This is a genomic window from Candidatus Hydrogenedentota bacterium, assembly GCA_016791475.1.
GTDB lineage: Bacteria > Hydrogenedentota > Hydrogenedentia > Hydrogenedentales > JAEUWI01 > JAEUWI01.
On record JAEUWI010000024.1, the window covers coordinates 14,606 to 38,303 of the forward strand.

Below are 23,698 nucleotides of genomic sequence, written 5' to 3' on the forward strand. Positions count from 1 at the left end.
AGTTTTACCCATGCAACAATCTATTAGCGTGTCTTTGTCCGCCCTGGCCCTGATCGCGCTGACGTTCGCGGCCTCCGGCTGTCACGGCGGCAAAGACAAAGGCAAGCCCGAGAAACTCGGCGACAACACGACACACCGGGACATGGAAGCGTTACCCAACGTGGACGTGTGCCAGTTCGGCACCGCCGAAGGACTGAAGCCCGTCTACTTCGATTTCGACAGCGCGGCGCTCACCGTGCCCACCACGATGACCCTCGACCACAATGCGGAGCTCATCCAGGAAGTGCCGAATGTGATTGTTCAGATTGCGGGCCACTGCGACGAGCGCGGCACGCAGGAGTACAACCTCGCGCTCGGCGAAAAACGCGCACAGAGCGTGCGCAATCACCTGCGCCAGCTCGGCGTGCCGGGGGATCGCCTCGTGACGATCAGTTACGGCGAGGAAGCTCCGGCGGTCCCCGGTCAGAGCGAGGCCGCCTGGGCCCAGAACCGACGCTGCGAATTCATGCGCGCGCCGCTGAACTGAAATCGCCTTTTCCTCCGTCGATAGGGGCGCCCGGCCAGCGAGGTCGGGCGCCCGTTTTTTTGCAACCGTTCATGGATCAAACAGGTCCAAACCGGTGCAAATTCGGTCGATCTGACAACATCGCCGCTGAATCGTTATAGAAGTGAGCATGCACAGACGCGGAGCGCCGCGCCCTGAAAAAGCGTTGTGTTTACATCGCGTTAGATTAACTGGACAGGGCCTTGCGCCGCCTCGTATAATAAGGTGTTGAAGTTTAAGGAACGACGTAAAGCTTGGGGAAAAACTATGACCCCGGGCTTCGCAAGAAACCGAAATATCGAAACAGGCCCCCCTCTCCTTCCCCAGGGGCCGGGTGCGGTTTCGCAAAAGACCACGTTAATGATCATCGGATAAGCGGCTGCGGCACATCGCCCCGGTCCGTCCGCCGGGAGCCTCCGCGAGAGCGGAAGCACCGCGGGCAAGCCCAAACCTTTGCGGATTCATATCCAGCATTAAAAAGGAGAAGTCATGAACGAAGTTACACGGCGTAATTTCATGAAAGCGGCGGGCGCGACGGCGGGATTTGCAGTCGCGGCGGGTTACAATCCGCTTTCCTATGCCAAGAACGCCGGCGCGGTTCGCGTGGGCTGCATCGGCACCGGCGGCCAGGGCAACTTCCACCTGAAGGACGGCATCTGGGGCACTGAAGACATCGAAGTAGTGGCCGTGGCCGATTGCTACCTTCCCCACCAGAAGGGCGGCGTGCTCAATGCCTGGATCGCCAACGCCCAGGTGACGGTACCCGATGGTTCCAAGCCGACGCCGGAGCAGATCGAAAAGCTGAAAGCCGTCACCAAGCCGACCGCCTACTACGACTACAAAGAGATGATCGACAAGGAACAGCTTGACGCGGTCATCATCGCCACCGGCCTGACGCAACACTACGAACCCACGATGTACGCCCTCGACAAGGGCCTCTATGTCTTCTGCGAAAAGACCATGTGCTACGAAATCGAGCACGCCCGCGACATCGTAAAGAAGGCCAACGAGAAGGGCCTCTTCGTTCAGGTGGGCCACCAGCGCCGCTACAACCCGAACTACAATCTGGCCATGAAGCGCTTCCGCGAAGAGGATTGGCTCGGCCGTATCAACCACATGGAAATGCAGTGGCACCGCAACAACGCCGGTCGCCGCGTGGTGAACAACGACTACGTGTTCAACGACCAGGAAAAGCTGTTCATCAAGACCGACATCGAACACCACCTGAACTGGCGCATCTACGATGAGCTTTCCGGCGGCCTGTGCACCGAGCTCCTCACCCACTCCGTCGACGTGGCCAACTGGTTCGCCGGCACCCTGCCCAAGAAAGTCTACGCCTCCGGCGGCATCGACTACTGGCGCGACGGCCGCACCTGCGCCGACAACATCTCCGTCATCTATGACTACGAAGTGGGCCGCAGCAACGGCAACTTCATCAGCATCGACGGTCGCAACGATTATCAGAATATCCGCGAGATCAACAAGCCCTACACCATCCGCTGCTTCTACTCCAGCATCCTGGCCAACGCCAAGAAGGGCGCTTCCGAAACCTTCATGGGCGACAAGGGCGCGGTCGAACTGACCGAAGCCTCCGGCTGCTACTTCACCCAGGAGCCCTGGGCCAAGAAGCTCACCGACGAAGAGAAGGCCAAGGCGCTCGAAGAAGCGGCCGCCATCGCGGAAGCCGTGAAGAACATGTCCAAGGAAGAAGCCGAAGCCTACAAGGTGACCCACTCCAAGAGCCGCCTCGAAGGCAACGACGCGCTCGTCGGCACCAAGTTCGCCGCCGAAGGCTCCGAGACCACGGCCGACGTGCACCAGTTCCGCGCCTTCGCCCAGTGCATCAAGAGCAAGACCCGTCCGCGCACGAACGAAATGGTCGGCCTCGGCGCCACCATCGTCTCCCTGGCCGCCCTCAAGGCGATCAAGGAAGGCGTGACCGTGGACATCGATCCCGCATGGTCCACCTTCGACTTCGAAGCCCCCTCCGCCATCGACTACGACACCGAAGTCAAGGCGATCGAAGTCGTCGAAGAACCCGCCAAAGCCTGAACACACTAAATCGAGCCCACCGGGCCGCCCACGCGCGCGGCCCGGCGGGCCATCAAGAAATTCTTGAGCCCGGCCCCCTGCGGGGGCAACCTCCTGCACGGCAGGGCCCATCCCCAACAAACCAGAGTCCCAAGGGCTCAACAACTGCGCCCGGGAACGGAGAAACGACCATGAAATCCATCAGTAGCATGCTCACCCTCGCCCTCATCGCGGCGGTCGCCGTACTCCCCGGCTGCGACAACGAGCCCAGCGCGGACATCCCCTCCGCCACGCAGGGCGGTGCCCCTGCGGCGACCCCGGCCCCCGCGCCTGAAGCCGCGCCAGCGCCCGAAGCCGCTCCAGCGCCCGAAGCCGCTCCAGCGCCCGAAGCCGCTCCGGCTCCCGAAGCCGCGCCAGCTCCCGAAGCCGCCCCCGCCCCCGAAGCCGCCCCCGCCCCCCAGGCCGCTGCCGGCGCCCCCGTCACCTTCACCATCGCCCCCAGCGATGACAACTACATCGGCTTCATCGGCTACAAAGTGACCGGCCACAAAGAGGGCGGCTGGGACGACTACGCCGGCACCGTCGAACTGACCGACGGCACCATCGAGTCCGCCAAGATCAACCTCACCATCAAGATGGAAAGCCTCTTCAGCGTCGCCAGCCTCCTCACCGAGACCCTCAAGAACGAAGTCTGGTTCAACATCGCCAAGTTCCCCGAAGCCACTTTCACTTCCAAGTCCATCGCCAAAACCGACAAAGGCTATGATGTCACCGGCGACCTCAACCTGCGCGGCGTCGCCTACCCCCTCACCTTCCCCGCCGAGATTACGCTGGAAGGCGACCAGATTAAGGCCAAGGCCGAGTTCAAAGTGCTCCGCAGCGCCTGGGGCATGACCGACACCGGCCTGCTTGACGACGTCATCAGCGACGACGTGGTCATCAACTTCGACGTCACCGGGAAAAAGTCCTGAACCGGTTGAATCGGGCCACGGCCCTTTGATACACTACGCATCGCTTTGAGCGGGCTCAACAGCCCCTGAAAGCCCCTGAAATGGGCGGTTAGCTCAGTTGGTTAGAGCGCCACGTTGACATCGTGGAGGTCGATGGTTCGATCCCATTACCGCCCACCATTTAAGTACCCGCACCGGGAAGCACATCGCTTCCCGGTGCTTTTTTTATTGTGCTCACTGAATTCGGGAGAAAGAGTTAAACCGCAATCTTACGCAGGCTTTATTCAGGCCGCGAAAAGTCGATAGTCGTTGCCGTGTCAAGGATTTGATCATGCGTTACATTTTGGCCGTCTGAAGTGATTTCAGCGTTGCAACGTGATCCTGACCCTGCAAAGTGATCGGGTACCGTTGGGAGCTCAGGCGTCTCGCATGCATCATACACCGTTGGTGCATGGGTTGATTCCAAAGACGGTTCATCAGGGTTGAGCGTACATTCTCCTTCGTGGCGAACTCCGCAACGATCTGAAAGTACTTGCTTGACGAATGCTTTGGCCCCGGAGGGGCTGCGGAACTTAGCCCAAGGTGGAGCGAGGTACGAGCGGAACCTTGGGATCTCGATTGGAATCCCACTCCAGCCCCGAAGGGGGCGGCGGAGACCACGCAAAAGGATTAATACTACATACGATGGGGACACGTTCAAAGAGCCGCACCCAGTAGCGAGAATACGTTACTTTGCAAAACTCTCCGTCACCCCCCTCCGGGGGGTTCAGGTGATGGATATTCCAGAACCCAGGGTTCCGCTCAGGCTCCATTCGCCGCGGCGAACTAAGTTCCGCTGCCCCTCCGGGCCAAAGATTGAAAATGAACACCAATCACGCGCGGTGACCTGATCTTGATGAAACTCCCTGACTCACATAGAAGCAAAGAATGCTCAGAGTATTTCCTGTCCGAACGAGAATGTACGCTCAAACCGGATGAACTCCAAAGACATAGTACTTCACGATGATCGTGATTAATATAGATAACCACACTGCGCATTAGACCCACCTTCGGTGCGTTGCAGGCGGGGACGCCTGCGCTCCCAGCCGTGCGCACTCTTGTTGCCGTATCAAGCCATGACGAGTAGTCGTAGTGACGCTTCTTTCCCGCTCTCTTCTTCGTGCCCTTCGTATCTTCGTGGTGAAAAACCTGGTTGCGGCTGTTGGCTGCGCCGTGGCGCCCTATAGTTTCTCTTGCGTTATTTCCGTACACAGTGTATGATTTGTTTGTGTACACTTGGAGCACATGCCATTTACCTCAAGATCGACCATAACGCGGGCATCCCCATTTCGGCCCAGATGCTGGAGCAGATCAAGTACCAGGTGATCAGCGGCACGCTGGAACCCGGCACGAAGATCCCCTCCGTGCGCGCCCTGGCGGCGGAGCTCAAGCTCAACCCCACCACGGTCGCGCGGGTGTACCAGCAACTGGAGATGGAGGGCGTGTTCCAGACCCAACGGGGCCGGGGCACCTTCATCGCCGCACGCCGCACGGCCTATACCAGCGAGGAGCAGCGGCGGCGTCTGGCCCCCCTCATCCGAAGCCTCGTGGTGGAGGCAGGCCGACTCGGGATGGGCTATGAGGAGCTGGTGGCCATGGTCGAGGCGGAAGTGGCGGCCATAGCGCCAGATTAGGGTCCGAAGAAATTGCAATCAATCACTGACAATAGAATCTCAAGAGTCAGAACGGAGCATGTGGCACAGGCGTCCCGCCTGTGATTCACAACCGGGACGGGCCGGAGGTACGCCAACGGCGGATGCCACATTCCTTGCCCGACTGGCTTGGAAGTGACTGCGGCGAACTACAAAAGAAAGGGCACTCACATGAACGTCATCGAAGCACGAAACCTTGTCCGCTACTACGGCGGCGCGCGGGGCGTGGAAGCTCCCCCATCAAATGGGCCATAATAGCGCCCGGAACCCACAAACAAGTCACGGCGGTAGCATTGCACGCGGAAGGGGAGATTCATGCCCAGGCTGACGGAACAGGAGCAACAGGAAGTCATCCGCTTTATTGAGGCGGACAAGCCCCTGCCGGAGAAGTACCGCTTCCTGCTCTTCGACGACAAGCGCGAGGTGGAGCTGGTGTGGAACGGCAAGACCAACGAGGTCTGCAACATCGTTCTCCCCTTCCAGGTCATCGAGCACGTGGACGAGCCCCGGGCGGAGAAACCGGAAGACACGGCCCCCCAGATGGACCTCTTCGACGCGCGGGGCCGCCAGATTACCGGCTGGACCAACAAGCTCATCTGGGGCGACAACAAGCTCATCCTCGCCAGCCTGAAAAACGGCCCCCTGCGCCAGCACATCGAAGACCATGGCGGCCTCAAGCTCATCTACATCGACCCGCCCTTCGACGTGGGGGCCGATTTCTCCATGGACATCGAGATCGGCGGCGACACCTTCACCAAGAAGCCCAGCATCCTCGAAGAAATCGCCTACCGCGACACGTGGGGCAAAGGCGCTGATTCGTTTATCGCGATGATTTACGAGCGGCTGGTGCTGATGAAGGATTTGATGGCGGACGATGGAAGTATCTACGTGCATTGTGAAACACGTGTAAATTCCCTAATTCGGCTTGCGATGGATGAAGTTTTTGGGCGAGGGAATTTCCGGAGTGAAGTTACTTGGTTGAGGACATCTTCGCATAATGATGCCACGGGCAGATACGGTAGGGTTAAGGACACGGTATACTTCTACTCTAGAAGCGAGCGAGCAGCTCTTAATACACTATATACTCCTTACACTGATGAGTATATTACGGCGGAATGGAGGCTTCTCCCGTCGGGCAGATATTACAAGGCCGAGAACATGCTTGATCCTCAGGGCAAGATGGCTGAGTATGATTTTCACGGCACAAAAGCCAGGTGGCGTTCTACACCGGAAAACATGGAAAAACTTTGGAATGCCCCACAAACAGAGGTGCCAGAAAGCCATGGCAGAGTAAAACTTGGAAAAGACGGCAATCCAATAAAGCGCTGTCGAATAATGTTTCTCGATGAAATGCCCGGTGTTCCCCTTAGTGATCTTTGGACCGATATAAAGTATTTGGCTGGTGGTTCGAAAGAATCTCATCGCTACCCCACTCAAAAACCCGAAGCTCTCCTCGAACGCATCATCAAAGCCTCATCCAACGAAGGCGATCTCGTCGCCGATTTCTTCTGCGGTTCCGGGACGACTGCGGCGGTGGCGGAGAAGCTGGGGCGTCGGTGGATAGCGAGTGATCTGGGAAAATTCGGCATCCACACAACGCGGAAGCGGATGATCGGCGTGCAGCGGGCCTTGAAGGCGGAGGGCAAGGGCTACCGCGCCTTCGAGATCTTGAACCTCGGCCGCTACGAGCGCCAGCACTACATCGGCGTGAACCCGAACCTGCGCGAGGCGGAGCAGCGGCGGCAACTGGAGGAGAAGGAGGCGGCTTTCCTGGAACTGATCCTGAAGGCCTACCGCGCACAGAAGGCGGAGGGCGGCGGCCCCTTCCACGGGAAGAAGGCCGGGCGCATGGTGGTGGTGGGGCCGGTGAATTTGCCGGTGGCGCGCAATTTCGTGGAGGAGGTCATCGTCGAGTGTCGGAAGCGCCACGTCACCAAGGTCGATATCCTCGGCTTTGAATTCGAGATGGGGCTCTTCCCCAACGTGCTGGACGAGGCGCGGAACAAGGGCATCGATATCGCGCCGAAGTACATCCCCGCGGAGGTCTTCGACAAGCGGGCGGTGGAGAAGAACCAGGTGGTGTTTCACGATGTGTCCTTCATCGAGGTGAAGCCCATCGTGAAGAAGAAGGCGGTGGCGGTGCAGCTCACCGATTTCTCCGTGTTCTACTCCCAGGGCTCCACGGACGAAGCGGCGACGGCCCTGAAGCCCAAGGGCAGCAAGGTGGTGGTGGAAAAGGGCCAGATCGTGAAGGTCAACAAGGACAAGGACGGCATCATCACGCGGGAGCAACTGACCCAGAGCTGGACCGACTGGATCGACTACTGGGCGGTGGACTTCAACTACGAGAGCAAGCGCGAGATCGTCCGCGTGGCCAACGAAGACACGGGCGAGTGGGAAGAGCGCTGGACGGGCGACTACATCTTCGAGAACGAGTGGCAGAGCTTCCGCACGAAGAAAGACCGCAGCCTGGAACTGACCAGCGTGGCCCACGAATGCCAGCCCGGCCGAAGGAAGATCGCGGTGAAGGTGGTGGATATCTTCGGGAATGACACGATGACGATAGTGGAGGTGCGGGTATGAGCAAGATGAAATTCGACTTCAACGGCCCGCGATTGGCCTCGGAGATAGCGGAGCAACTGGCCGAACTTGCTGAGATTCTGCGGGAGTTTGAATCGGCCCCAGATTTCGGCAACGCGGGCCAGATGCACCTCGAGTCTTTGAAAGCGCACGAGTTGGATCTACGGCGCGAGTTGTCGGCCGCGAAGGATAGAGAGAGAACCACGAATGGACACGAATGAACACGAATCTTGATAGTTTGCGGTTGTTCGTCCTGCCGAATAGTCCCAACGGGATAGCATATCGTAGCTCAGGCGCGAGCGAAGCGAACGCAAGCGAGCAAACCTCGTTAACTTTCATCGCTTATGGACGGAATGTCCGAGGCATTTACGAGGGCATGGTCGGCAATGCGAGATCGCTTGCGACGAAAGTTGCCGAAAGTGTTACGATATCAGGTAAGGAGGCTCGCGCATGACCGAACCTATCCCCCTTAATCCCGATGTGTTGCGATGGGCACGCGAGTGTCAGCATATGTCCCTGGAAGATGTGGCGGCGCGGATGAAGAAGGATGTCGCGCTAGTCGAGTCATGGGAACGCGGAGAGGCGTATCCGACCTATGTTCAGTTGGAGAAGCTGGCGTATGATATTTATAAGCGTCCACTTGCGCTTTTCTTTTTTCCAGAGCCCCCGGCGGAGGAGACGATTGAGCAAACCTTCCGCACGTTGCCAGAATTCGAATTGGACCGCATTCCCGCGCGAGTTCGATTCCTTCTCCGCAAGGCGCGCGTGCTCCAACTTAATCTTGGCGAGCTGTATGACGAGAACAATCCGGCGAACCGAAAGATAATTCGGGATCTTCGCTTTTCCCCGTCGATCAATGCAGTCGAGATGGCCTCCCGAGTACGCGACTATCTTGGCGTTTCGCTTGACCGGCAATTGGCATGGCGTAGTACCGACGATGCCATGAAATACTGGCGGGACATCTTGGAAGAGGTCGGAGTATTCGTCTTCAAGGACACTTTTAATTCCACCGGCAAGAAGAAGGGTCCAGCGGAAGATTGTCCTATATCCGGCTTCTGTCTTTATGACCCCGAATTTCCTATCATTTATGTAAACAACAACAAGCCAAAGACAAGGCAGATCTTTACCCTCTTCCACGAACTCGCCCACCTGCTGATGCATACGGGCGGAGTGGATACACGGCATGACGACTATATCCAACATCTCTCCGGAGACAATAAGCGAATTGAGGTGCTTTGCAATCGGTTTGCGGCTGAATTCCTGGTTCCGGCAGATGACTTTCGTGCACGTTCACGTGGGTTGGTTGTCGATGACAATACCCTCGAAACCTTGGCGGGACTTTACTGCGTAAGCCGTGAGACTATCTTGCGGCGGTTTCTCGATCAGGGTCGTATTGACGCGGCCTACTACGATTCAAAGGTCCAGCAATGGGCGAAGGAACTCAAGAAGCGCGGAACCAGCGGTGGATTGCACTTTCCTACCAGAGGAACTTATCTCGGTGTGCGGTATGTCGAGGCGGTTTTTAGAAATTACCATCAGGGGCGCATTTCGGTTGACCAAGCTGCCGACTATCTTGGGGACAGTACGAAGAACGTTCCTGGAATGGAGAATTGGCTCTTCAAGCGTGGGGCAACAACGTGACCGTCTATGTCTTCGACAGCAGCCCACTGATTCATCTTTTCCGCCACTACTATCGGAGACGCTTCCCTTCACTCTGGCAGCAGTTTGACGACTACGTGGCGAACGGCCAGATAACGTCCACGCGAGAAGCCCTCAAGGAACTGATAGGGCGCGACGATGAACTGTCGAATTGGTGCAAACTCAACGGAGAATTATTTGCAATGCCAACGTCCGCAGAACTCCAAGTCGTTGCGGAGATATTCAAGGTCCAGCACTTTCAAGCGATGATCCGAAGCAAGGAGCGCCTTCAAGGGAAGGCCGTGGCCGACCCGTTTGTAATTGCGCGTGCAAAATGCGTCGAGAATGGCTGTGTGGTGACGTTGGAAAGGCATACGCCCAATGCAGCTAAGATCCCCAACGTCTGTGAACACTTTGAGGTTGAATGTACCGATCTCGAAGGGTTCATGGAACGCGAAAACTGGCGCTTTTGAGGGCACGTATAAATGGCACTCCATCCCCTATTCCCCGAATCCCCCCACGTTATCCTGGACCCTTCTGTCCGCTGGTTTCCCGCCGATGAGGCACTGCGCGAATCCAGCATGGAAAAGCTCATGCCGCCGCTGGTGCCGCAATTGCGCCGGAAGGTGAAGGAGTGGCGTGATGGCGGCTACGCGGGCGCGGCGGAGACGAGCCGGAGCCTGCTGACGTGGTGGTTTGAGACGCCCCACTTGCTGGAGCGGGCCTATGGCGCCATGGAGGAATTCGAGTACTACTTTGCTCAGCGGGAAGCCTTGGAGACCGTCATCTATCTCCACGACGTGGTGGGCGCGCAGGACAAGCACGACCTCATGCGCTTCGACGGCAGCGGACTGGTTTCCGGCGGCATGTTCGACGAGACGTGGCGGCGCTTTGTGATCAAAATGGCCACGGGCAGCGGCAAGACGAAGGTGATGAGCCTGGCGCTGGCCTGGAGCTTCTTTCATAAACTATATGAGCCCGACTCGGACCTGGCGCGCAATTTTCTCGTCATCGCGCCGAATATCATCGTGCTGGACCGCATTTACAAGGATTTTCAGGGCCTGCGCATCTTCTGGGAGGATCCGGTCATCCCGGACAACGGCGTGGACGGTCGCGACTGGCGGAACGACTTCCAGTTGACCCTCCACGTGCAGGACGAGGTACGGGTCACCCAGCACACGGGCAATATCTTCCTGACGAACATCCACCGGGTCTATACGGGCGAGGACATCCCCCCTTCGCCCGATGACTACGACACGATGGACTATTTCCTCGGCAAGCGCCCCACGGGCGCGACGACGGACTCCAAAGTGGACCTGGGGATGATCGTGCGCGACATCGACGAGCTGATGGTGCTGAACGACGAGGCCCACCACATCCACGATCCGAAGATGGCGTGGTTCAAGTCGATTCAGGACATCCACAATCGGCTGTTACAGAAGGACGGCGCGCTCTCGCTCCAACTCGACGTGACGGCGACGCCCCGGCACAACAATGGCGCGATTTTCGTGCAGACTATTTCGGACTATCCGCTGGTGGAGGCGATCAAGCAGAACGTGGTGAAGCACCCGGTCGTTCCCGATGCGGCGAGCCGCGCGAAGCTGTCCGAGCGCCAGAGCGTGAAGTTTACCGAGCGCTACGCGGACTATCTGGATTTGGGCGTGGTGGAGTGGCGCAAGGCCAGCCTGGAGCACGCCAAAGTAAGCAAAAAGGCCGTGCTCTTCGTCATGACGGACGACACACGCAATTGTGATGACGTTGCGGAGTACTTGCGCAAGACTTGCCCGGAACTGGGCGAAGAGGGTGCGGTGCTGGTGATCCACACGAAGAACAACGGCGAGATCTCCGAGTCGTCCTCCGGCAAGGCGAAGGAAGAGCTGGAACTGCTGCGGAAACAGTCCAACGAGATTGATCGGGGCGACAGCCCCTGCAAGGCGATTGTCTCCGTCATGATGCTGAAAGAAGGCTGGGACGTGCGCAATGTAACCACCATCGTTGGGTTGCGGGCCTATTCCGCCAAGAGCAACATCCTGCCGGAGCAAACCCTGGGTCGGGGCCTGCGCAAGATGTACGCGGGCAATGTCACGGAGTACGTGAGCGTCATCGGCACCGACGCCTTCATCGACTTCGTGGAGTCCATCCAGGCGGAAGGCGTGGAGCTGGAGCGCAAGGCCATGGGCGAGGGCACGGCCGCCAAGACGCCGCTCATGGTGGAGGTGGAGCGGGAGAACGAAAAGAAAAATCTGGACGTCCTCGATATCGCCATCCCCGTGCTCTCCCCCCGTATGTATCGCGAATACAAGAACCTCAGTCACCTCGATATCGGACGGCTGGGGCATCAGACCGTTGCGTATCACGAGTTCACCGAAGAAGAGCAGCGCGAAATCGTCTTCAAGGACATCACCACGGGCGAGATCACCCACACAACCGTGTTGGACGCGGCGGGCATCGCCGATTACCGCAGCGTCATCGGCTACTTCGCCCGGGCCATCATGAAGGATTTGAAACTATTCAGCGGCTATGACGTGCTCTACGGCAAGATGAAAGGCTTCGTCCAGGATGAACTCTTTGGGAAGTCGGTCGATCTGGAGCATCCGAATACGCTGCGCAACCTCTCCGAACTCGCCGCGACCAAGACCATCTTCGATTCATTCAAGAAAGGCATCAACGAACTCACGGTCCAGGAGCGCGGCGATGCCGAAATCCGCGACTACATCAAGCTCCGTGAGACACGACCCTTCGTCGCGAAGGAACAGGGCTTCCTGATGCCGAAGAAGAGCCCCTTTAACCGCATCATTGGCGACAGCCATTTCGAACTCGAATTCGCCGCCTTTCTGGACGCCTGCGACGACGTGGTATCCTTCGCGAAGAACTATCTGGCTATCAACTTCAAACTTGACTATGTAAAAGCCGACGGCGACCTGTCCAACTACCACCCCGACTTTATCGTGAAGCTCAAGGACGGTCGGGTAATCATCGTCGAAACCAAGGGCTTGGTCGACGAAGACGTGCCGAACAAGATGGCCCGGCTCCGCCAGTGGTGCGAAGACATTAATCGCGCCCAACAGGACGTTGTGTATGGGTTCGTATTCGTAGATCAGGCGAGCTTCGAGAAGTACGGACCTGCGAGCTTTAAGGAACTGCTCGATGGCTTCCTGGACTTTCACAACGCATAGGATGCTTCTCCCCTGGGCCAAGGCATAGACATCGGGGCCTATGAGCATGCAGCGAAAAGCCCCTGAGACCTCTGGGCTACAAGATGGGCAGGGTCGGCAGCCAGGCGATGGTGGTGGCGTGGATGCGCTCGTAGACCGTGGGGATGACGCCAAGGGCGATGATGGCGATGGCGAGGAGGGCCAGGGTGGTGCCGATGATGGGCGAGCGGCGCGGCACGGGTACTTCGCCGTCGGCGGGCTCGATGTACATCTGGCGGACGACGCGCAGGTAGTAGTAGAGCGAGATGGTGGAGTTGACGGCGGCCAGGGCGACGAGCCAGTGGTAACCCGCTTTGGAGGCGATGCTGAAGAGGAAGAATTTCCCCACGAATCCGGAGAGGGGCGGAATCCCCGCGAGGCTGAAGAGGGCGACCATCATGCCAAGGGCCATGAGGGGATTGGTGAGGGAGAGTCCGCGATAGTCGTCGATGTTTTCTTTGCCGGTTTCGTTCTCAAACCAGACGATGCACGCGAAGACGGCGAGATTGCTCACGGCGTAGACGATGAGGTAGTAGAGCATGGCGGGCACGCCCTCGCTTCCCTGTCCGAGGAAGCCAAGCAGGAAGTAGCCTGCCTGGGAAATGGCGCTGAAGGCCATGAAGCGCTTGATGTCCTGCTGCACGATGGCGACGAGATTGCCGAGGGTCATGGTGAGCGCGGCCAGGAGGGCAATCATCGCGCCCCATTGGGACACCCAGGCGCCGAAAAGGCCGAAGAGTATCTGGAAGGCAAAGGCGAGGCCCGCCGCTTTCGACGCGACGGACAGCCAGGCCGTGACGATCGTGGGCGCGCCCTGGTAGACGTCGGCGGCCCAGAGGTGGAAGGGCACCACGGTCAGCTTGAAGCCCGTGCCCGCGAGCACGAGGCCCACGGCCAGCAGGAAGGCGGGCGTGTACTTCCCCGAGACGGCGGCGGCGATTACATCGAGGCGGGTGCTGCCCGCGAGACCGTAGAGGATGCCGAAGCCATAGACAATGAAAGCCGAGGCGAGGGAACCGAGGATGACATATTTCAGGCCCGCTTCTCCGGACTTCGGGTCGTCGCGACGCCACGCGGCCAGCACGAAGAGGGGCAGAGTGGCGATTTCGAGGCTGACGAAGAGGGTCGCCAGTTCGCGGGAGGACACGATGAGCATCATCCCGATAATGCTGGAAAGGAGAATCGCGTAGTACTCGCCCCGGAAGCCCATCCCCCGGTGCCGAACACGCGCACGGCCATCCAACGTGTCCATGGACAGGACCACGGCGATGAGGCCCGAAAGCATGAATAGAATCTTGAACCACCAGGCCACGGGATCCATCACGAAGCGCCCGCCCAGCAGTTCGCCCGACGCGGGCACAAAAAGCGCCGTCACCACCAGGCCCAGGGCGAGGCCGATGGCGGCCATCGGCGCGAGGGCGCGGCGGCTGTTCTCGGTCATGAACAGGTCACTGACCAGGATGGCGAAGGCGGTCGCAATCACAATCAGTTCTGGAGTGGCGATAATCATGGCGTAGCCGATCACCTTTACGATCCGCCCATCAGGCCCGCCGAGGCGACATCCTGAAGGCGATTGATGAAGGGGTAGAGAGAAGGTTCAATAAGGTCTATCATCAGCCACGGGAAAAGGCCCGCCACGAGGAGCGTGGCCACCAGAATTCCCGTCGCAAACTTTTCAGTTATTGTGGCGTCGGTAAGCTCTTCAAAGTGGGGATCTTTGATCGGGCCCTGGAAGGCCATGGCCAGGCCGCGCAGCACGTACACCGCCGTCACCACGATGGACAGGGTGGTGATGACCGTGAGCACCCGGGTGGCGATGGTGCTGGACCAGGGGTTGCCGAAGAAACCACCAAGGAACACGTGGGTCTCCGCCACGAATCCCGCCAGACCCGGCAAACCGAGGCTCGCCAGACCCGCGATGTAGAAGCAGGTCGCCAGCCAGGGCATTACTTTGGCCAGGCCGCCCATGTCCGGGATCACGCGGGTGTGGGTGCGCCCGTAAACCATGCCGATGAGGCCGAAGAAGAGACCCGTCATGATGCCGTGGCTGAACATCTGGAGCACGGCGCCCTTGAAGCCCATCAGGTTCAAGGTGGCCACGCCGAAGAGCACGAAACCGCAGTGACTCACGGAGGAGTAGGCCGTGAAATACTTCAGGTCCTTCTGCATCACCGCGCCGAAAGAGCCGTAGAGAATGTTGATCGTGGTGAGGCCCATGAAGAAGAGGCCCCAGTCCTTCGCGCCTTCCGGCAGGAGGTAGACGGCGATGCGCAGGGCGCCGTAGCCGCCCAGTTTCATCAGCACGCCCGCGTGGAGCATCGATACGGCCGTGGGCGCGGAACTGTGGCCGTCGGGCGACCACGTGTGGAAGGGAAACAGCGCGCCGAGCACGCCGAAGCCCACGAAAATCATGGGGAAGAACCACCACTGGAAGCGATCGGAATAATCCACCGTGGCGAGCCGCTGCAGGTCGAAGGTGTGGAGGCCCGACTCGTGGAAGAGGGCCAGCATCCCCACGAGCACAAAGGCGCTCCCCGCCAGCAGCATGATGGTGAGCTTCATGGCCGCGTACTCTTTGGGCCCCGTGCCCCAGATGCCAATCAGGAGGTACATGGGCAGCACGGCGAGCTCGTAGAACATGAAGAACAGGAAAAGATCGTAGGTGAGGAATACGCCGAAGACGCCCGCCACCAGCAGGAGGAGCAGGGCGAAGAATTCCTTCGTGCGCGTTTCCACATTCCAACTGGCCAGCACGCCGCAAAAGATGATGAGCGCGGTGAGAATGACCATGCTTACGGAAATCCCGTCGATGCCCAGGTAATACTGAATGCCGAGCGGTTCAAACCAGGTGAAGCGCTCCACCAGATAGAGCGTCGTCTGCGTGGCGGTGCGGAAGCCTTCCACGTCCGCCCGGGATTCCACCCAGTAGCGCCACGTCACGACCGCGGTCAGCACCAGGCCCAGCCCCGTGCCGGCGAGGGAGATCCACCGGATCGCGCGCCAGTGCCGATCCGGCACGAACAGTACCGCGACCATGGTCAGGAACGGCACGGCTATGAGCCAACTGAGAAGACCCATGTTAGTTCCTTACTCTCCTACGACAATTGGACACGCGCTAGGCCAGCGCGCACCACAGCATCAACATCAAAAAGGCCACGCCGCCGGTAAACCACAGGCCATAGGTCTGGACTTGACCCGTCTGCGTGCGACTCAGCAGCCAGCCACCCTGGCGCGTGAGCCAGCCGCTGGCATCCACCCCGCCATCCACCACGCGCTTGTCGAACCAGGCGATGGGGCGGGCGATATTGCGAAAAATTATCCGGTGCGTGACAAAGAGATAGAGTTCATCAAAGTAGAACTTCTGCTTCACCGTGCGGTAGACGACGCCCAGGCCATTGGCCGCTGCGCGGGCGCGAGCGCCATCGCCCAGGTAAAGGAAGGCCGCGACCGAGATACCCAGAAGCGCCGCCACCGTCGCGGGCACCGCAATCGCCAGGTTGATCCCGTGGTGGGCCTCATGGGCGCCCAGGCTCACATATTCACCCATGGGAATGAAACCCGTGACGCTGGAAAGCACCGCCAGGAAGGCCATGGGCATCCACATGAGCGCGGGCGCCTCATGGGCGTGTCCAGCGCCATCGCCACGCCCTTTGCCCCAGAAGGTGACAAAGTAGATACGAAACATGTAGAACGCGGTGAGCCCGGCCACGAGCATGGCCACGCCGAAAATTACATAGTGCCCCCCGGCCAGCGCCGAGGCGAGGATCTCATCTTTCGAGAAGAAGCCGGCAAAGGGCCAGATGCCGCTGATAGCGAGGGTGGCAATAAGGAAAGTGATGTGGGTAATCGGCATCTTCTTCGCCAGACCGCCCATCTCCCAGATCGAGTTCGTGTGGACCGCGTGAATCACCGAACCCGCGCCGAGGAAAAGCAGGGCCTTGAAGAAGGCATGGGTGAAAAGGTGAAACATGCTCGCGGTATAGCCCAGCGTGTGTTCCGACGAACTCACCCCGAGGGCGAGCATCATGTAGCCCAGTTGGCTCAAAGTCGAGAAGGCCAGTACCCGTTTGATGTCGTCCTGGGTCATGCCGATGACCGCCGCGAAAAGGCTGGTGAAGGCACCGACACAAGCCACCACCAGAAGGGCCGTGCCGCTGAAGGCGAAAGCCGGAAAAAGCCGCGCCACGAGATACACGCCCGCCACCACCATGGTTGCCGCGTGAATCAGCGCGGAGACGGGCGTGGGGCCCTCCATCGCGTCGGGCAGCCAGATGTGAAGGGGAAACATGGCGCTCTTGCCCGCCGCACCCATGTAGACCAGAATCATGGCCAGACTGAGGAGGTTCATGCCGATGAAGGTGAGCCCGAGCCCGGAAAACTTCTCCAGGAAGAGGGGATGATTCAGGTAAGCAAAATCCACCGGCTGCACGTTCGCGAGCCCATTCGCGACTGCGTCCGCGTCCACGCTCCACTCGGGGTATATCTGGAAGCCGAAGTAGCTCAGCAGGATCACCCCGATGAGGAAGCCCAGATCCGCGAAGCGCGTGACGATGAACGCCTTTTTCGACGCCGAAACGGCCGAGGGCTTGTTGTAGTAGTAGCCGATCAACAGAAAGCTGCTGACGCCCACGAGCTCCCAGCAAACGTACATCTGAATGATGTTGGGCGAGACCACCAGGCCCAGCATGCTGAAGGTAAAGAGATTCAGGTAGGTAAAGTAGCGGCCAAAACCATACTCCCCGTGCATGTAGGCGTTGCTGTAGGTATGCACGAGGAAGCTCACCGTGGTGACGACGCACATGAGCATGACGGAGATGGGATCCACCAGTACGCCCACATTCACCGTGAGTCCCGGCATGTAGCTGAGCCACGCAAAGGACCAGGGCACAAGAATGGGGTGTTCGTGTCCTGCCGGATAGGCGGTGAAATACTGGTAGCCCAGCGTATAGGCGCACAGGGCCGAAGCCAGAATGGAGAGCGTCGCCACCACGCCCGCCGCCCGCTTCGAAATCGGGCTGATGAAGAGTCCATTCAGCGCGAAGGAAACCAGCGGAAAGGCGGGGATCAGCCACGCGTGCTGTATCATCCAGCCTGAAGTGCCGTCCATCGCCCTACCCTTTCATCATATTCATTTGATTGACATCCACGGTGGCGCGCATCCGATAGAGCGCCACCACAATCGCCATCCCCACCACCACCTCGGCCGCCGCCATCACGATGACGAAAATCGCCATGATGTGCCCGTCCACCTGTTCGGGCGCGACATGGCGATTGAACGCCACAAAGTTCATCGCGGCCGAATTCAGCATGATTTCCACCGACATGAGAATGGCAATCGCGTTTCTCCGGGTCAGCAGCCCGTAGAGGCCAATGGCGTACAGGATCGCCGAGAGCGTCAACCATTCCCGAAGTCCGGGAGCATATCCCGCGAGCAACTCCGTCATCGTCCGTACTCCCCATTGCTGTCGTCATCCTGCTGGCGCACCTGCTCCGATATGGTTTCCCCGATTTGGTCCCCGCCCGTGGTGAAGGGCTGGTTCCTCGGTGGGGTCTTTCGCGCGATGACCGTGCCGCCAATAACGGCGACCAGCAGCAGCAGCGAGATCACCTCGAAGGGCAACAGGTAGCCCGCACCACTTCGGTCCAGCAGGCCGAGGCCGATCATGCGAATCTCCTCGGCGGGCCGTACGCCGTGGGTGGAGGTCGCAAAGTCGGTGGCCCGCAGGGCCGCGCCCGACATCAGCATAAACGCGATGGAGAAAACCGCGCCCATAAGCTTCGTGCGCGGTCCCGGCTGGTCTTCCCGCAATTCCGACGACCGCGTGAGCATGATGGCAAAAACAATAAGCACCACGATGCCGCCCACATAGACAAGAATCTGGACACCCGCCAGGAACTCGGCCGCAAGCATGACGTAGTAGCCCGCACTGAGCGCCAGCATTCCCATCAGGGCGAGGGCCGCGCGAAGCAGTTGACGCGCGCTGACCACGGCCACGGCCAGGGCGATCACGGCGATGGAAAGCCCGTAAAAGACGACGGTGTAGGTGGCTTCCGCGATCATGGGGCCACCGCCGTGCTTCCCGCGTGGGACACGGGGCATTCCTGGACCTTGGGGGCGCCGATGGCCGGGAGATTCGGTAGACCCGTGCCACCCAGCGGGATGGGCCCGCCGTAGCGTGATCGCCAGTCAATCATCCGCGCACGTACCGCCGGGTCCTGCTCATCCTGAATCAGGTTGATGCGCGGAGCCGCGAGTCGATTGAGGCTGTAGACGAGCAGACGGCGGTCAAACACGGCGTTCTCGAATCCGCCGGTCATCTCGATTGCGTCCCAGGGGCAGGCCAGCACGCAGGCGTTGCAAAACATGCACGAGTCCAGCCGCCAGACGAATCGGTCGATCTCGCGATCATCCAGGATTTCCCCGTGGCGCGTAAGAATTCGGATGGAAGCGTTGGGACAGGCCTCTTCGCATTTCGAGCAACCGGTGCAGTTGTGGTACCAGCGGGTGTCGTCTTCATCCCGGATCCAGTTCTCCGCCACCTCGGGGTGGGTCTGGGTCTCCTGGGCAATCTGTTCGAGCAACGCGCTGTGGGTCTGGTGGGCCACTTCATTTGGAAACTTGAACCGCAAATTCCCCCGAAAGCGTTCGGTAATCTTCAATGAATCGCGATTCTCGGGATATTCGCGCGTGACCACTTCCACCGGCGACCAGAAGTAGGTGAGGGTCAGCCACATGCCCTGCAGCAGGCCCTGCATTCCCAGCAGGGCCACCTGGAAGCGGGTCGGCGGGCGGAGTCGCTGGACGACCGACACGCTTACCGTCTTGCCGGCGATTGGCCGTTCCTCGTTCACGATCTGTGTGGCTTGGATCATTCCCATATGAAGCGCGGGCCTTTCATTGCGGGAGTTCCAGCGGAAAGGGATAAGCGTTAATCAGCACAATGATGGAAGCCAGCAGCAGATTCGCAAATCCGATGGGCAGAAGGATTTTCCATTCCAGGTGCATGAGCTGATCCACGCGGAGGCGCGGGAAAGTCCAGCGAAACCACATGATGATGAAGATAACGGCGGAAGTCTTCGCGCCAAACCAGATGATCGGCGGAATCAGGTCCATCTGGCTGTTGAGTGCGGCCCAGTCGCCAATGTGAAAGGGCATCCATCCGCCCAGGAAGAGCGTCGCGGTCAGCGCCGAGACCGTGAACATGTTGATAAACTCGGCCAGGAAGAAGAATGCGAAGCGCAGCCCGGAGTACTCGGTGTGAAAGCCCGCCGTGAGCTCAGACTCGCCCTCGGGAATATCGAAGGGCGTGCGGTTGAGTTCGGCTGTCGAAGCGATCAGATACAGCATGAAGGCGCAGAAGCCCGCCGCGTGTCCGCGCCAGATCCACCAGCCATCCTGCTGGCTCTGCACGATGCCCGAGAGGGACATGGTGCCGGAGAACAGCACCACCACGAGGAGGGCCAGGGTGGCCGACAATTCATACGAGATAATCTGTGCGCCGGCGCGCATGGCGCCGATCATGGACCACTTGTTGTTGGAGGCCCAGCCGGCAATGAGAATGCCCATGACGCCGAAGCCGCCGATGGCGGTAACAAAAAGGATTCCGATGTTGAGATCGGCCACCTGCATCGAAGGCGAGTAGGGCAGGAGCGCCAGCAGGACCACCGGGACGAGCAGGGCCAGGAAAGGTGCGAGCATGTGCAGAAACTTATCCGCCATCTCGGGCACGAAGTCTTCCTTGAACACCAGCTTCAGCGTGTCCGCCAGGGTTTGCAGCAGGCCAAACGGCCCTACGCGCGTCGGCCCGAGGCGGCACTGGAAGCGCGCGGCGACCTTTCGCTCAACGTAGATCAGCACCATGCCCAGCAGCGAAAGCACGGCCACCACACCGATCATGGAGCCGATGAGGTACGCCGCGGTTACCCACAGGTTCTCCGTGGCCGCCGCCGCCGCGCGTTGGGCGATGGTGTTCGGCTCCCAGGTCCGGGCCACCGTCGCGGCCATCACAAGTTGCGGTTCCATGGCGCTCATCGGTCAATATCCGGTATCACGAGGTCGAGGCTCGATTGAATTGCAATGAAATCCGCGATGCGCCAGCCCGCCGCGATCCGGGTCACCACCCACATATTATTGAAGCTGGGCGAGCGGAAGTGCAGGCGCCTCGGGTGGGGGCGCTTGCCGTCGGAATCGATGAATACCCCGAAGGCGCCTCGGGCCGTCTCCGTCTGGCCGTAGTGCAGCCCCTCGGGCAGAATCAGTTCCTCGTTGTAGCGAAGCGTGGCGTAGTCGCCCTCCGGGACGTTGTCGATCAGTTGTTCAATGATCCGGAGCGACTCCCGCATTTCGTGGAGCCGCACATAGTAGCGGTCCCAACTATCCCCCACCGCGCCGACCACCACGTTGAAATTCACCTGATCGTATACGCCGTAGGCCTCCGTCGCGCGGAGGTCCAGGGGAACGCCGCTCGCCCGGAGGATGGGACCCGTGCAACCCAGCGCCAGCGCCTCGGCGCCGTCCATGACACCGATATTGCGCAGCCGCTCCTGAAAGATGGTGTTGCCGCTGAGCAGGGTCTCGTACTGGGCGATGCATCCGTGCAGGTAGGGAATGAGCTTCTTGACCTTCGCCGCAAAATCGGGCTGGATGTCGTACATGAGCCCCCCGGGCTGGATGTAGTTCATCGTCAGCCGCGCGCCGATGGTCTCTTCGAAGATCTCGCCGATGATTTCACGCTCGCGAAAACCATAGAGGAAGGCCGTGTAGGCCCCGAGGTCCATGCCGGTGACGCCCCACCAGAGTGCGTGGCTCTGAAGGCGCTGCAACTCGGACATGATCGTCCTGATCGTCTCGATCCGCGCATTCGTCTCGATACCGAGGGCCTTCTCCACCGTCTTCGCCACGGCCCAGTTGTTCATGATCGCGGAGAGATAGTCCAGTCGGTCCGTGTAGGGAATAATCTGGCGGTAGGTCAGGTGTTCGCACATCTTTTCCACGCCGCGGTGGACGTAGCCGGGCACGGGAATAACAAACTTCACATTCTCGCCGTCCAACCGGAGCACAACGCGCAGGGACCCGTGGGCAATGGGGTGCTGGGGCCCCATGTTGACCAGGTATTCCTGGGTCGTCAACTCGCTGTCCGCCTGGGGCGACGCGTGAAGGTGTTCCTCAAGGGTGCGAATCTGGACGCTCATTTCGGAAGCTCCAGCATGTGCTCGTCCTGGTAGTCCTTGCGAAGCGGAAAGCCGACCCAGTCGTCTTCAAGAAACATGCGGCGCAGGTCGGGATGTTCGTCATAGAGCACGCCCATCAGATCATAGACCTCCCGCTCCTGCCACTCCGCGATGGGCCAGAGCCCGCAGACGGAAGGGACCACGGGATTGTCCCGATCAACTCGGGTCGTCACGAAGAGCGAGTGACCGTGTTCACTGGCGTACAGGAGGTATACCAGCTCGAAGCATTTTTCGTCCGGAAGATCGATGGCCGTGTGGGTCACCAGAAAATCAAAGCGCAGGGCGGGATCGTCGCGAAGCACCGCCATCAGCGCCAGCAGTTCGTCGGCGGCGATGGACAGGGCGGCGCGGTCCGCATGGGCCCGATGCCGGACCGTGGGACAGATCGACTCGATCAGCGCGAGGAGCTTTTCTGGATCCATTCCCTCACCTTCCGCGCCCAGGGCTTCTCGTCCGCCGCCTTCGCCACGTCCACAACATTGTCTTCTATCAACGCCGAGCAGATCTCGCGGCGTATATCGTGCATGGAAACGTCTTCGGGGAGGGCCGCCATCACCGGTTTCCGTCGAATTCCGGGTTCGCGAATCGTCTCGCCTTCGCGAATCATCTTCTGGAGCGTCATCAACCCCCAGAAGAAGGCCTCCGGGCGCGGCGGGCAACCGGGCACGTAAACATCGACCGGGACAATTTCATCCGCGCCGCGCACGATGGTATAGGAGTTGTACATGAAGGGACCGCCGGAGATGGCGCAGGAGCCGGTGGCGATAACGTAGCGCGGCTCGGCCATCTGCTCATAGAGCAGGCGCATGCGCGGGGCCATTTTCTTCACGATCGCGCCGGCGATCACCATCAGGTCCGCCTGGCGGACCGAGGCCCGGGCCACTTCCGCGCCGAAGCGGGCCAGATCATGGTGCGCCGCGCCGGTCGCCATCAGCATCTCGATGGCGCAGCACTTCGTGCCAAACATGAGCGGCCAGAGGCTGTTGGAGCGGGCCAGATTGATGGCCTGATCCAGTTGGGTGACCGCCACGGATCCGCCGGGAAAGCGCTCCACGATGCCGGGCAGCTTTTCGAGTGCTACACCCATTCCAGAACGCCTTTCCGCCACGCATAGACCAGCCCCAGAATCAGGACGAGTACGAAAATGCCCATCTCAATCAACCCGGCCAGACCAACGGCGCGAAACACGACCGCCCAGGGGTACATGAGCGAGGCTTCCACGTCGAATACCAGAAACAGGAGGCCAAAGAGGTAGTAGCCCACGTTGAACTGGATCCAGGCATCGCCGATGGGCTGTTCACCGCATTCGTAGGGCATATCCTTTAGTCCACCGGGACGGCGCGGCGCCACGAGGTAGGACAGGATCAGTCCGCCGGCCACCATGGCGGCGGCCAGAACGATCATCGCGAGAACAAATAGATATTCCACGGTCACTCCTGTAGCCACGTTCCAAGGCCCGTTAAGCTTGCCTGATGTCTGCCCGGAAACGCCTGCGGGCGACACGGACTCGTGCGCCCTGGGCAGGCATATCAATCACTACGAAACTGCTCAATTCTCTCTTGATAGAGCAATCGGTGTGCCAAAGGCGCAATCACGGGCGCGCGGCGAAGAAATATGACGGGCTGCGGAGGGGCAATTCACCCATCCCAGCTTGAACAGGCTTGTAGCGCGGGTGTGGCGGGACACGTCCGAAGGGGTTTCGGCGCCCTTCGACTGTGCAAGTGCGCAGCCCGAGCAGGACACTTCTCGATGGGCGCAGTACAGTATCGCTCAGTGCTGCGCAACCCTGCGCTGCGCAATGAACACCCCGGCCTGCGGGCTGACCGGAAGTCACCAGCC

The 23,698-nt window shown here is 59.9% G+C and carries 20 protein-coding genes and 1 tRNA gene; 10 read left to right on the forward strand and 11 right to left on the reverse strand.

Annotated elements, in window-relative coordinates; genetic code table 11:
- The first annotated feature begins 10 nt into the window (after positions 1 to 10).
- From pal to JNK74_14180, 10 genes are all read left to right on the forward strand, one after another.
- Positions 11 to 526, forward strand: a complete 516-nt coding sequence (pal, locus tag JNK74_14135; protein ID MBL7647322.1) for a peptidoglycan-associated lipoprotein Pal — start codon at positions 11 to 13, stop codon at positions 524 to 526.
- 507 nt (positions 527 to 1,033) lie between these two features.
- Positions 1,034 to 2,596 (forward strand): Gfo/Idh/MocA family oxidoreductase, encoded by a 1,563-nt coding sequence (locus JNK74_14140; protein MBL7647323.1) that lies wholly within the window; start codon positions 1,034 to 1,036, stop codon positions 2,594 to 2,596.
- 170 nt (positions 2,597 to 2,766) lie between these two features.
- Positions 2,767 to 3,546, forward strand: a complete 780-nt coding sequence (locus JNK74_14145; GenBank protein ID MBL7647324.1) for a YceI family protein — start codon at positions 2,767 to 2,769, stop codon at positions 3,544 to 3,546.
- Positions 3,547 to 3,628: 82 nt separating this feature from the next.
- Positions 3,629 to 3,705, forward strand: a tRNA-Val gene (locus JNK74_14150).
- 1,085 nt (positions 3,706 to 4,790) lie between these two features.
- Positions 4,791 to 5,198 (forward strand): GntR family transcriptional regulator, encoded by a 408-nt coding sequence (locus JNK74_14155; GenBank protein ID MBL7647325.1) that lies wholly within the window; start codon positions 4,791 to 4,793, stop codon positions 5,196 to 5,198.
- A gap of 333 nt (positions 5,199 to 5,531) precedes the next feature.
- On the forward strand, positions 5,532 to 7,799 hold the full coding sequence (locus JNK74_14160; protein MBL7647326.1) for a site-specific DNA-methyltransferase: 2,268 nt from the start codon (positions 5,532 to 5,534) through the stop codon (positions 7,797 to 7,799).
- Positions 7,796 to 8,017 (forward strand): hypothetical protein, encoded by a 222-nt coding sequence (locus tag JNK74_14165; protein MBL7647327.1) that lies wholly within the window; start codon positions 7,796 to 7,798, stop codon positions 8,015 to 8,017. The genes JNK74_14160 and JNK74_14165 overlap by 4 nt, the downstream gene beginning before the upstream one ends.
- 229 nt (positions 8,018 to 8,246) lie before the next feature.
- Positions 8,247 to 9,437, forward strand: a complete 1,191-nt coding sequence (locus tag JNK74_14170) for an ImmA/IrrE family metallo-endopeptidase (protein MBL7647328.1) — start codon at positions 8,247 to 8,249, stop codon at positions 9,435 to 9,437.
- Positions 9,434 to 9,907, forward strand: coding sequence for a DUF4411 family protein (locus JNK74_14175; protein ID MBL7647329.1), 474 nt, complete (start codon positions 9,434 to 9,436; stop codon positions 9,905 to 9,907). The genes JNK74_14170 and JNK74_14175 overlap by 4 nt, the downstream gene beginning before the upstream one ends.
- A gap of 12 nt (positions 9,908 to 9,919) precedes the next feature.
- Positions 9,920 to 12,610, forward strand: coding sequence for a DEAD/DEAH box helicase family protein (locus JNK74_14180; protein ID MBL7647330.1), 2,691 nt, complete (start codon positions 9,920 to 9,922; stop codon positions 12,608 to 12,610).
- A 76-nt stretch (positions 12,611 to 12,686) separates the two neighbouring features.
- Here JNK74_14180 and JNK74_14185 read toward each other — a convergent pair whose 3' ends face one another.
- The 11 genes from JNK74_14185 to JNK74_14235 are packed head-to-tail and all read right to left on the reverse strand — an operon-like array spanning position 12,687 to position 23,263.
- On the reverse strand, positions 12,687 to 14,138 hold the full coding sequence (locus JNK74_14185) for an NADH-quinone oxidoreductase subunit N (protein MBL7647331.1): 1,452 nt from the start codon (positions 14,136 to 14,138) through the stop codon (positions 12,687 to 12,689).
- 17 nt (positions 14,139 to 14,155) lie between these two features.
- A complete protein-coding gene (locus tag JNK74_14190; protein MBL7647332.1) occupies positions 14,156 to 15,706 on the reverse strand; it encodes an NADH-quinone oxidoreductase subunit M in 1,551 nt (516 codons plus the stop codon).
- Positions 15,707 to 15,743: 37 nt separating this feature from the next.
- The gene (gene nuoL / locus JNK74_14195) at positions 15,744 to 17,714 is read right to left on the reverse strand and encodes an NADH-quinone oxidoreductase subunit L (GenBank protein ID MBL7647333.1); all 1,971 of its coding nucleotides are present in this window, start codon (positions 17,712 to 17,714) and stop codon (positions 15,744 to 15,746) included.
- Positions 17,715 to 17,739: 25 nt separating this feature from the next.
- Entirely contained in the window at positions 17,740 to 18,072 is a 333-nt protein-coding gene (gene nuoK / locus JNK74_14200) for an NADH-quinone oxidoreductase subunit NuoK (GenBank protein MBL7647334.1), read from the reverse strand.
- Positions 18,069 to 18,689 (reverse strand): NADH-quinone oxidoreductase subunit J, encoded by a 621-nt coding sequence (locus tag JNK74_14205; GenBank protein ID MBL7647335.1) that lies wholly within the window; start codon positions 18,687 to 18,689, stop codon positions 18,069 to 18,071. The genes nuoK and JNK74_14205 overlap by 4 nt, the downstream gene beginning before the upstream one ends.
- Complete coding sequence (locus JNK74_14210) at positions 18,686 to 19,507, reverse strand: 4Fe-4S binding protein (GenBank protein MBL7647336.1); 822 nt, start codon at positions 19,505 to 19,507, stop codon at positions 18,686 to 18,688. The genes JNK74_14205 and JNK74_14210 overlap by 4 nt, the downstream gene beginning before the upstream one ends.
- A gap of 16 nt (positions 19,508 to 19,523) precedes the next feature.
- Entirely contained in the window at positions 19,524 to 20,633 is a 1,110-nt protein-coding gene (gene nuoH, locus JNK74_14215) for an NADH-quinone oxidoreductase subunit NuoH (GenBank protein MBL7647337.1), read from the reverse strand.
- 23 nt (positions 20,634 to 20,656) lie between these two features.
- Positions 20,657 to 21,820 (reverse strand): NADH-quinone oxidoreductase subunit D, encoded by a 1,164-nt coding sequence (locus JNK74_14220; protein ID MBL7647338.1) that lies wholly within the window; start codon positions 21,818 to 21,820, stop codon positions 20,657 to 20,659.
- A complete protein-coding gene (locus JNK74_14225; GenBank protein MBL7647339.1) occupies positions 21,817 to 22,281 on the reverse strand; it encodes an NADH-quinone oxidoreductase subunit C in 465 nt (154 codons plus the stop codon). The genes JNK74_14220 and JNK74_14225 overlap by 4 nt, the downstream gene beginning before the upstream one ends.
- The gene (nuoB, locus tag JNK74_14230) at positions 22,254 to 22,946 is read right to left on the reverse strand and encodes an NADH-quinone oxidoreductase subunit NuoB (protein MBL7647340.1); all 693 of its coding nucleotides are present in this window, start codon (positions 22,944 to 22,946) and stop codon (positions 22,254 to 22,256) included. Before nuoB ends, JNK74_14225 begins: the two co-directional genes overlap by 28 nt.
- Positions 22,937 to 23,263, reverse strand: coding sequence for an NADH-quinone oxidoreductase subunit A (locus tag JNK74_14235; protein ID MBL7647341.1), 327 nt, complete (start codon positions 23,261 to 23,263; stop codon positions 22,937 to 22,939). Before JNK74_14235 ends, nuoB begins: the two co-directional genes overlap by 10 nt.
- Between the last annotated feature and the right edge of the window lie 435 nt (positions 23,264 to 23,698).

Bases quoted from the DNA above. Each gene is read 5' to 3' on its own strand.
- pal (MBL7647322.1), top strand. From the start codon at position 11: ATGCAACAATCTATTAGCGTGTCTTTGTCCGCCCTGGCCCTGATCGCG.
- JNK74_14140 (MBL7647323.1), top strand. From the start codon at position 1,034: ATGAACGAAGTTACACGGCGTAATTTCATGAAAGCGGCGGGCGCGACG.
- JNK74_14145 (MBL7647324.1), top strand. From the start codon at position 2,767: ATGAAATCCATCAGTAGCATGCTCACCCTCGCCCTCATCGCGGCGGTC.
- JNK74_14160 (MBL7647326.1), top strand. From the start codon at position 5,532: ATGCCCAGGCTGACGGAACAGGAGCAACAGGAAGTCATCCGCTTTATT.
- JNK74_14165 (MBL7647327.1), top strand. From the start codon at position 7,796: ATGAGCAAGATGAAATTCGACTTCAACGGCCCGCGATTGGCCTCGGAG.
- JNK74_14170 (MBL7647328.1), top strand. From the start codon at position 8,247: ATGACCGAACCTATCCCCCTTAATCCCGATGTGTTGCGATGGGCACGC.
- JNK74_14180 (MBL7647330.1), top strand. From the start codon at position 9,920: ATGGCACTCCATCCCCTATTCCCCGAATCCCCCCACGTTATCCTGGAC.
- JNK74_14185 (MBL7647331.1), bottom strand. From the start codon at position 14,138: ATGATTATCGCCACTCCAGAACTGATTGTGATTGCGACCGCCTTCGCC.
- JNK74_14190 (MBL7647332.1), bottom strand. From the start codon at position 15,706: ATGGGTCTTCTCAGTTGGCTCATAGCCGTGCCGTTCCTGACCATGGTC.
- nuoL (MBL7647333.1), bottom strand. From the start codon at position 17,714: ATGATACAGCACGCGTGGCTGATCCCCGCCTTTCCGCTGGTTTCCTTC.
- nuoK (MBL7647334.1), bottom strand. From the start codon at position 18,072: ATGACGGAGTTGCTCGCGGGATATGCTCCCGGACTTCGGGAATGGTTG.
- JNK74_14205 (MBL7647335.1), bottom strand. From the start codon at position 18,689: ATGATCGCGGAAGCCACCTACACCGTCGTCTTTTACGGGCTTTCCATC.
- JNK74_14210 (MBL7647336.1), bottom strand. From the start codon at position 19,507: ATGGGAATGATCCAAGCCACACAGATCGTGAACGAGGAACGGCCAATC.
- nuoH (MBL7647337.1), bottom strand. From the start codon at position 20,633: ATGGCCGCGACGGTGGCCCGGACCTGGGAGCCGAACACCATCGCCCAA.
- JNK74_14220 (MBL7647338.1), bottom strand. From the start codon at position 21,820: ATGAGCGTCCAGATTCGCACCCTTGAGGAACACCTTCACGCGTCGCCC.
- JNK74_14225 (MBL7647339.1), bottom strand. From the start codon at position 22,281: ATGGATCCAGAAAAGCTCCTCGCGCTGATCGAGTCGATCTGTCCCACG.
- nuoB (MBL7647340.1), bottom strand. From the start codon at position 22,946: ATGGGTGTAGCACTCGAAAAGCTGCCCGGCATCGTGGAGCGCTTTCCC.
- JNK74_14235 (MBL7647341.1), bottom strand. From the start codon at position 23,263: ATGATCGTTCTGGCCGCCGCCATGGTGGCCGGCGGACTGATCCTGTCC.